The organism is Thermodesulfatator autotrophicus (assembly GCF_001642325.1).
Taxonomy (GTDB): domain Bacteria; phylum Desulfobacterota; class Thermodesulfobacteria; order Thermodesulfobacteriales; family Thermodesulfatatoraceae; genus Thermodesulfatator; species Thermodesulfatator autotrophicus.
Map to the genome: position 1 here is coordinate 1 of NZ_LSFI01000073.1, position 8,982 is coordinate 8,982.

7 protein-coding genes are annotated in these 8,982 nt (G+C 42.5%); 1 reads left to right on the plus strand and 6 read right to left on the minus strand.

What is annotated here, in order from left to right; all coding sequences use genetic code 11:
• Positions 1–402 precede the first annotated feature (402 nt).
• The 4 genes from TH606_RS10605 to mnmG are packed head-to-tail and all read right to left on the minus strand — an operon-like array spanning position 403 to position 5,747.
• Positions 403–1,068 carry a hypothetical protein gene (locus TH606_RS10605; protein WP_068543861.1) on the minus strand — a complete coding sequence of 222 codons (666 nt, stop codon included), beginning with the start codon at positions 1,066–1,068 and terminating at the stop codon, positions 403–405.
• Positions 1,047–2,732, minus strand: a complete 1,686-nt coding sequence (locus tag TH606_RS10610) for a tetratricopeptide repeat protein (RefSeq protein ID WP_068543865.1) — start codon at positions 2,730–2,732, stop codon at positions 1,047–1,049. The genes TH606_RS10605 and TH606_RS10610 overlap by 22 nt, the downstream gene beginning before the upstream one ends.
• On the minus strand, positions 2,695–3,837 hold the full coding sequence (locus TH606_RS10615) for a sigma-70 family RNA polymerase sigma factor (protein ID WP_082863633.1): 1,143 nt from the start codon (positions 3,835–3,837) through the stop codon (positions 2,695–2,697). Before TH606_RS10615 ends, TH606_RS10610 begins: the two co-directional genes overlap by 38 nt.
• An 8-nt stretch (positions 3,838–3,845) precedes the next feature.
• Positions 3,846–5,747: a tRNA uridine-5-carboxymethylaminomethyl(34) synthesis enzyme MnmG gene (gene mnmG / locus TH606_RS10620; protein WP_068543869.1), complete on the minus strand. Its 1,902-nt coding sequence runs from the start codon at positions 5,745–5,747 to the stop codon at positions 3,846–3,848.
• A 112-nt stretch (positions 5,748–5,859) separates the two neighbouring features.
• Here mnmG and TH606_RS10625 point away from each other — a divergent pair, with 112 nt between their 5' ends.
• The gene (locus tag TH606_RS10625; protein ID WP_068543872.1) at positions 5,860–6,228 is read left to right on the plus strand and encodes a hypothetical protein; all 369 of its coding nucleotides are present in this window, start codon (positions 5,860–5,862) and stop codon (positions 6,226–6,228) included.
• Here the strand turns inward: TH606_RS10625 and TH606_RS10630 are convergent.
• Both TH606_RS10630 and TH606_RS10635 read right to left on the minus strand, forming a co-directional pair.
• Entirely contained in the window at positions 6,221–7,438 is a 1,218-nt protein-coding gene (locus TH606_RS10630; RefSeq protein WP_068543874.1) for a hemolysin family protein, read from the minus strand. The two genes, TH606_RS10625 and TH606_RS10630, sit on opposite strands and share 8 nt — an antisense overlap.
• On the minus strand, positions 7,435–8,691 hold the full coding sequence (locus tag TH606_RS10635) for a hemolysin family protein (RefSeq protein WP_068543877.1): 1,257 nt from the start codon (positions 8,689–8,691) through the stop codon (positions 7,435–7,437). Before TH606_RS10635 ends, TH606_RS10630 begins: the two co-directional genes overlap by 4 nt.
• Positions 8,692–8,982 lie beyond the last annotated feature (291 nt).

An 8,982-nucleotide genomic window follows, 5' to 3' on the forward strand; every position in this document is an offset into this window, starting at 1 on the left:
CCTGCGGACACAGTTGACGAAACACTATGCGAGGCGACGTAGTCGCTGTGGCGAAGTGACTCTACCAGGTCATACGAGAAGGCCCGCAGAGCCGACGAAGTAATCCCCTGAGATTGCTTCGCTTTGCTCGCAATAACGCAGTAGGGAGGCTTACAATGACAACCCAAAAATTATCCGAGACCTTTGCAAAATATTTTCCTGAGGCTACTTAGCTTGTCCTGAGCGAAGCGAGGAATCTCCTCGCAGTGACAGCTGGGAACATGCTCCCCATAATAACATGAAGAAGTGTCATACGGTTCCCTTACCGCCCTGTTATTGTGAGCCACAAAGTGGCTAAGCAATCTCTCCCCTATGGAGTATAGGAAACTAATGTTTCAAAGTTTTGCAAAGGTCTCTATCCGCTTAAAAAGAATAAATTTGCATTTCAAAATAAGGCGGGATAGAAACTGGCGGGGACTTTGGTTTTTTATCAAGCAAAGTTTTTTGTCTGAAAAAGAACTGTGCTTTACTGCGAAGCCTCGGGATTTCCAAAAAAGTTTTGTCCTTCTCATAAATGAATTTTAGGGTACCCTTTGAGATTTTGATTTCTATCTTCTTTAAAATACCTAGTTTTGAAAAGTATCCCTGTATCTTATATTTTTCGCTTAATTTTACGTCCAATCTATACCCTTTTTTAGTGGCAAAACTCGTGGCTTTCTTAAGCCAACTTTCAGGGAAAACTCCCAAAAACAACACACCCCAGGGAATATCTTCTTGAGCCAGAATATCTCTCATCTCAAGCACATAGGCCTTATTGGCCAAAAAATTTAGTATTATAAGTTTTTGCCCTGCCAAAATCCCTTGAAAAACTACTGGTCCCCAAAAAGAAGGCACCTCAAAATAGACAAAATCTGAACCAGACAGAAAAAAGGCTTCCCCTTTAAATTGGCCTTTAGGAGTGGAAATGTCGTAAGCCACCAGGCCTTTAGCCCCACTAAAAGGCTTTAACTCTGGCGTCCAGGAGACAGGCCTTGGAGGGGCACAGGAAAATAAAAAAAGAATAAATATTAATAGGAAGCCTTGCCGCACAGCTTTTCTTTTTTCTGAGATATTCTTTGGCGATCGCGTTTCTTTTTGGCCAGAGACAAAGCTTTTTTATATGCCTTACAGGCCTCTTTTATTTGGCCAAGCTCTTTTAAAATATCCCCGTAATGTTCGTAAATAACCGGATCATCAGGGGATAGCTCTAAAGCCTTTTTGATATTTTTTAAGGCTTTTTCATACTGGCCTTTACGAAATTGAACCCAGGCCAGGCTATCAACAATATAGCCACTTTCAGGTTTTATAGATAAGGCCTTTCTGATGTATTTTTCAGCCCTGTCCAGGTCTTTATTTAGGTCAGCCAGGGTATAGCCAATAAAGTTCAAAAGGTCAGGGTCATCAGGATATTTCTGTAAAAGGGGGCTTAGAACTTTGATCACTTCTTCTTCCTGGCCAATACATACCAATAACATTGCATAAGAAATCATGAAATCTAGGTCTTCAGAAAAACGGGGTAAGGCCCTTTTCATAAGGTTAAGCCCGAGGTCACAGGCGTCTAGCTGGTCAAAAATAGAGGCAGCTAATAGATATAAATCTTTATTATCTGGCCGGTTAGAAAAAGCCTCTTCCAGAACAGCATAAACCTTTTGAGGGTCTCGGGTAAGGGCAGCGATTCTTCTCAAGGCCAAAGGAAAAACCTCTGAATCTGGAGGTATTTTCTGGTAAGCCTTAAGCGCCTCTTCTTTTAACCCTTGCTTTTCTTTGATTATACCCAGGTAAAATAGCGCCGTATAAAAATCTGGCTTTTTTTCAAGAACTTTGGTAAGGACCTTTTCTGCTTCTTCGTTCCGGCCCAAATCCATAAGAAGTAACGCCTTACGAAAAAGGAGTTGGGGCCTTTGGCCCACCAGTTTTTCAAGTTTGTTGATCATTTTCAGGGCTTTTTCAAATTCATCTGAATTTACATATAACCTGAGTAAGGCCTCGTAGAGATGAAACTGTTCAGGATTCCTGGCCAGGGCCTCTTCGTAAAGTTTTTGAGCCTTCTCAAAAGCGCCTATCTTTTCCAGAAAGTTTCCATACTCAAGAAGAATTTTGATGTTATCTGGCTCTAGCTCAAGCGCCTTGGAGTAATACTTACGCGCCTGGTCAAACTCTCCCTTTTTACGGTAAATACGGGCAATTTCTATATAAATAGCGGGATTACGGGGATTTTTTTGCGCTAAGCGTTTAAGCACTTTAAGGGCCTTTTCAAGCTGGTTTTGCTCAAGATAAATGGAAGTAAGAATAGAAAGGGCTTCGGTGTTGCCTGGGTCTTTTTCTAAAACCCTTTCCAGGGTTTCAACTGCTCTAAAAGGCCTTTTTTGCAACCAATAGGCCCTTGCCAGTAAAAAAAGTGTTTCTTTGTCATCAGGAAATTGCTTTAATATTTTTTGAGCTAAATCTATAGCCTTATCATACTGGCGCGATTGAAGATAAATCTTTAACAGTTCTTTTTGAGGGGTAAGGGCCTTGGGATCGCATGTTATAACCTTTTCCAGGGCTTTTCTGGCGGATAACAAGTCTCCTCTAAGTAAAAGTTGCTCTCCCACGAGGTAATAATAATAAGCCTCAGCAGGAGGACATTTGGCCCACAAAGGAGAAGAAATTAATAGCCAGCCCAGAAGCCCTAAACTAAGAACCTTCAATGGCCAGAGGATAATTTTCTGCATCTGGTAACCTTTCCTTTAAATATTTTCTAAGTTTTTTGAGCAAGCGTTCTTCTATCTGGCGAATCCTTTCCCGGGATACCCCAAACCTTTGACCAATTTGCTGAAGGGTCAAGGGCTCTTCAGCCAGAAGCCGCTCGTAAAAAATAACTCTCTCTTTGTCTTTTAAGTCCTTACCAAACTCTTCAAGAATACTGCGAAGTTTTGAGATAACTTCTTTTTTGGCCACCTGGTCTTCTACTTTGGCACTAGGGTCTGCCAAAAAATCACGGTGAAGCTCATCGGAGTCGTCTTTAATAGGGGCATCAAGGCTCACTTCACCGGCACTTAAACGCTGTTCCATCTCAATGACGTCTTCTTCTTTCACGTTAAGGCGCTTAGAAATAAGTTTGGCCGCTGGTTCAAAGCCCATGGCGTCAAGCTTTTCTTTTTCTTTGCGTAAATTGTAAAAGAGCTTCCGCTGGGCCTGAGTAGTCCCTATCTTTACTAATCGCCAATTATCCATGATGAACTTTAAAATGTAAGCCTTTATCCAGAATGAAGCGTAATAAGAAAATTTAACCCCGCGATAAGGATCAAATTTTTTAACCGCCTGCATAAGGCCCACGTTGCCTTCTTGAATTAAGTCAAGAAAGTTTTGCATCCAGAACTTCTGAAAATCAAGGGCAATCTTTACCACTAAACGCAGGTTTGAAGTCACCAGGCGATAAGCAATTTTGGGGTCCCTGGTTTTATAATACTCCTTAGTTAGACGCTCTTCTTCCTCTCGAGAAAGAAGTGGATATTTGCTTATTTCTTTTAAGTACTGTTGAAGGGGGTCATAAGAAACCAGATCTTTTTCTTCTTTGGGAATGGCCGGAAGGGTTTCTTTCTCCCCTGAAGTTTTTTCTGAAGCCGGGATTTCTTGTAAGGCTTTTTTGGGAGAAAGCTCTTTTTTGGCCTTTTTATGGTCAGAAATACTTTTCTTTTTAAGCTTTAATTTAAGCTTTTTTTTAGGCTTTTCCTCAATAGGAGGAGAAACCGGAACCGCCAGAGGCGGACTTTCTTCTGGCAATTCCACCAGGGCCGAATCTTTATTAACCTGGGATTCAGAAACTTTGGTTGACATTTCCCCTCCTAAGCAGCTTCTTCTTTCACTACAGGGCGGTATCCCTGTTTTTTAAGGTAGATCTGTATAGCGGTAATGGCAGCAGGTGTTACTCCTGAAATTCTTAGGGCCTGCCCTAAAGACCGCGGACGCACCTTACTCAACTTTTCCCTGATTTCAGTAGATAAACCAGGAATTTCCCAGTAATTTAGATCTTCTGGCAAAAACATATTTTCCCACCGGCGGAACCTTTCTATCTCCTGACGTTGGCGATTTACATAGCCAGCATATTTAGTTTCTATTTCAATCTGTTGTAGGATATCATCAGATAAGTTTTCAAGAAAGGAAAAAACTTTCTTTATTTCCTCAAGAGGTACTTCTGGACGTTTCAGTAAATCAAACAGGCTTTGGGGCTGCTTCAGTGGATTAGAGCCAAGCTTCAGAAGAAGGGGATTGATGTCCTCTGGGTATAACTTGGTCTTCTTAAGCCTTTCTAAGGTCTGTTGAATCAATTTTTTCTTCTCAAGAAAGCGCTGATAACGCTCGTCATCTATAAGTCCCAGGCGATAGGCAAATTCAGTTAAGCGCAGGTCAGCATTATCTTCTCTTAAAAGCAGGCGATATTCTGCCCGGGAAGTAAACATGCGGTAGGGTTCATTGGTCCCCTTGGTCACCAGGTCATCTATAAGCACACCAATATAGGCCTGAGAGCGGTCAAGGATGAAGGGTTCCTTTTCCTGCACGTAAAGGGCGGCGTTAATCCCGGCCATAATTCCCTGAGCAGCAGCTTCTTCATAGCCTGAAGTGCCGTTTATTTGCCCGGCTAAAAAAAGCCCGGCAATGGTCTTTGTCTCAAGTGAATGTTTCAGTTGAATAGGATTTACATAATCATACTCAATAGCATAGCCTGGCCTTAAAATTTCGGCCTTCTCCAGGCCCTCAATAGAACGCACCATGGCCCACTGAACATCTATGGGAAGGCTTGTGCTAATACCATTTGGATAAACTTCTACGGTATCAAGGCCTTCTGGCTCAAGAAAAATCTGGTGGCGCGGTTTGTCTGCAAAACGAAAAACCTTGTCTTCAATGGATGGACAGTAGCGAATACCAACCCCTTTGATAATGCCCGTAAAAAGAGGTGAGCGGTCAAAGGCATTTCTGATTATTTCGTGGGTCTTTTCATTGGTATAAGTGATATAGCAGGGCACCTGGGGAAGCGGAGGACACTTTCCCTGGTTTTCATACGAAAAAAGAGGTGGGGGAACATCTCCCCATTGGACTTCCAGGCGAGAATAGTCAATGGTGCGTCCGTCAAGACGAGGGCAGGTACCGGTTTTAAGACGGCCTATCTCAAAACCAAGCTCTTTAAGGCAATCAGAAAGCTTGTTTGAAGGAGGGTCTCCCATACGCCCGGCCGGAAAGTTCTCAAAACCTATGTGAATAAGCCCCTTTAAAAAAGTTCCTGTTGTTACCACTACAGCCTTAGCGTGGAATATCTCACCAATAGAAGTCTCTACCCCGTAAACCCGCTTATCTTTTACGAGGATACGGTCAACCATGGCCTGTTTTACCGTAAGGCTAGGAGTGGTTTCAAGCTTTCTTTTCATATAATCCTGGTAGCGCCAGCGGTCAGCCTGAGCCCGGGTGGCCCGCACGGCCGGACCTTTACGGGTGTTCAGCTTACGAAACTGGATACCCGTCTGGTCAATAGCTTTAGCCATTTCCCCGCCAAGGGCGTCTATTTCTTTAACCAGGTGCCCTTTGGCCAGCCCCCCTATGGCCGGGTTACAGCTCATGGCACCAATACGGTCAAGATTTATTGTTAATACCAATACCCTTGAGCCGAGTTTGGCGGCAGCTAAAGCAGCCTCTATCCCGGCGTGGCCAGCTCCTACAACTATTACATCAAATTCTTGAGAATAAACCGGCATAACTCCTAACCTGTATTTGACTTTCAGGCTTTACTCCCTTAAACTACCCTATTAAAGGATTTCCGCCTATCTCCGAAATAGTAAATATATAAAAAGCTAAACGGGGGTTCCTATGAAAATAGAAAGTCATCTCATATCAGAAAAGTTAACCCATAATTCGCAAGCTTCCAAAAGACCTGGAGAATCAAATTTCCAAGAAATTTTACAAAAAACTCTTGAAAAGCCAAGGGAGACTGGCACTGAACAAATTTCTTCTCTGGAAACATCTTTAAATCAGGTGAATCAATTGACCCAGGAAGTCATGGCCACTTTGGAAGACATTTTAAAAGGAAATCCTGTTGACTTGTCTCTTCTTGAAGCCAGAGCTCAGGAACTTAAAGAGGCTGCTCAGGCCTTTCCCCAGGGGGTACGCGAAACTTTAGAAGAAATTGCCCTGCTAGCCGCCGTGCATTCAGCCAAAGTGAAAGAAGGTGTTATTTAGATTTTACCCAGATTTCAAGTTCATCAAGGGCGGTTTTACTGGCCCGCCGCACCTGTATTTTTAAATTTTGGTATTCAATTATCTCTCCAGGTTTGGGGATGCGGCCAGCTATTTTTAGGACAAATCCACCAATAGTTTCATAATCCCCAGGGGGAATATTCAAACCTAACTCTTCGTTGGCTTGTTCTATTTCCATCCAGGCTTTCACCAAAAAGTGATTCTCCGCAAGTTTTACATAAGGGATAAGTTTTTGGTCAAATTCATCCCAGAACTCTCCTAAAACTTCTTCTACCAGGTCTTCTATGGTTATAATACCTACAGCCTGGCCGTATTCGTTGACTACCACTGCTAAGGTTTGCCCCATTTTTTGCATTTCACCAAGGAGTTCAGCGGCTAGTTTAAATTCCGGCACATATAACACCTCTCTCATGAAACGGCTAACAGGCCTTTCCATTTCTTTGACTCCTAAAACGTCAAGAGCTATGAGCACACCGATCAGGCGGTCAGGATGTTTACGATAGACAAGAATCCTTGAAAAACCTGTTTCAACGAACAATTTAAGGGCTTCTTTGAGGGGCTGACTTTTTTCTACCGCCTTAACCCTTACTAAAGGAATCATAACCTGAGTGGCTGTTTTTTTGGAAAAATCTATTAAGCGACTAATCAAAAGCTTTTCACGGGGATCAAGAGTTTCTTCAGATGATACCAGGATGCGGATTTCCTCTCTGGTAATAGAGGGAAGTTTTTTCCCTTCTTCTTTGGTTACCAGGGAAATGAGATTAGCCACCAGCCATACCAGGGGATACATAAAGCGACTCACTAAATAAACCAGTGGAGCCACTTTAGGGGCCATAGTGTCTGCCTTTTGCTGAGCTATACTCTTAGGTATCATCTGGCCAAACAACAACATTAGAGGGGGTAAGCCAAAAACCGCTAAAATCCCTCCAAACTCAGGAGACACTTTGAGTAAAAATTTAGTAGTTACAACACTATTTCCAATAACAGAAAGATTTAACCCTAAAAGGGTTGTTGTCAGTAACCACTCCGGTTTTTTTAGAAGCTTTAAAGCGATTTTGGCTCCGAGACTCTTTTTAGCTTGTTTTTTTAGCTGATTTTCATCAGCCGCCACCAGAGCAATCTCTGCTCCGGCAAAAAAGGCCTCGGAAAAAAGTAGGACCAGGAATATAAGCAAGCCTGTCAGGTAAATCATTTGAGTTTTTCCACGATAATACTTACCAGACGCGTTCCTTTAACCCTTTCCACCGTGAACTTAAAACCAAAAGCTTCCCGGCTTTCACCTTCACGGGGAAGTTCTCCAAAAAGCTGAAGCACAAGGCCCCCCATGGTTTCGCTTTCATCTGTAGGGAGTTCGGCTCCCACCAGGCGATTAAACTCTTCTATACGGAGCCTGGCTGAAACCCTATAAACTTCATCAGAGATTTCCTGCAATGGTTCACGGCGGATATCAAACTCGTCGTAAATTTCTCCGAAAAGTTCTTCTAAAATGTCTTCCAGGGTAACCAGGCCGACAATGGTGCCATATTCATCTACTACCAGAGCAAACTTGAGGCGTTTTTTCTGAAATTCCTCAAGAAGAGTGCGTACTTTCATGGCTTCAGGCACGAAAAAGGCCGGGCGCACCAATTGAGATAAACGGGTAGGTTTAGGTTGAAGTTGCCAGCGCAAAAGATCTTTAACGTGCAAAATGCCTATAACATCATCTATGTTTTTCTGATAAATCGGAATGCGAGAAACCCCTCTTCGTTTAATTTTAACCAGGAGTTCTTCAGTGATAGGGCCATCTTCTAGGGCAAAAATTTCCCGCCGAGGGGTCATTATCGCAGAAACTGGTATTTTTTCTGATTCTAAAAGTCCATAAATAAATCGTCTCTCTTGTTCACCTAAAAGGCCGGCTTGATAACTTTCTTCAATTAACTGAAGGAGATCCTCTTCGGAAAATTCAACTTCACTACGGGTAGGTAGCCCAAAAAGGCGAAGAAAGGCATCAGAAAAAGAAATTAAAAAGACCCTTACCGGAGAAAAAAACATTATAAAAACTCGCAAAAAAGGTGCTAAAAAGCAGGCAGCTTTTTCCCTTTTACGAAAGGCTATAACCTTGGGGATTAAGTCTCCGAAAAAGAAGAGAAGAATAGTCATGACAGGAAACGCTAGCCAGGCTTTTTCAGGTCCAAAAAGCTTTACAAATAAAACCGTGGCTACCGCTGAAGAAATAATATCAGCAAATTCATTGCCAATAAGAATAGTGGCTAAAACTCTCCTGGGATGTTGAAGCAAATTGGCGGCTAAACGGCAAGATTTACGGGCATGTTCTTTTAAACGCAAAATATCCAGACGTGACAAAGAAAATAGTGCCACTTCAGAGCTGGTGAAAAAGGCCGAAAAGCAAATTAGAGAAACTATAAAAATAAGCTGCAAATATATCTCTAGAAGGCCTGGACTCATTTAAAGTTTTTGGATCTGTTAACTGTTTGCTTCAAAAATAACTTAGCCTTTGTTTTTTTTAAAGTCTTCTTCACCCTTTTGACATTTTTGGCATTTTAGGGATTGCTTCGGCGAGATCACTTTCCCACTTCGTAGATTGCAATGACTCCCCTATTTGTCATTGCGGGGAAGATCCTCGCTTCACTCGGAACAAGGGCAAAACAATCTCAAGAATAAGTGAAACTACTTTATCTACGGAATAAGCCTATAAGAACACCGTATCCTCCACTCCTATCTCCAGGTCTTTCTTCC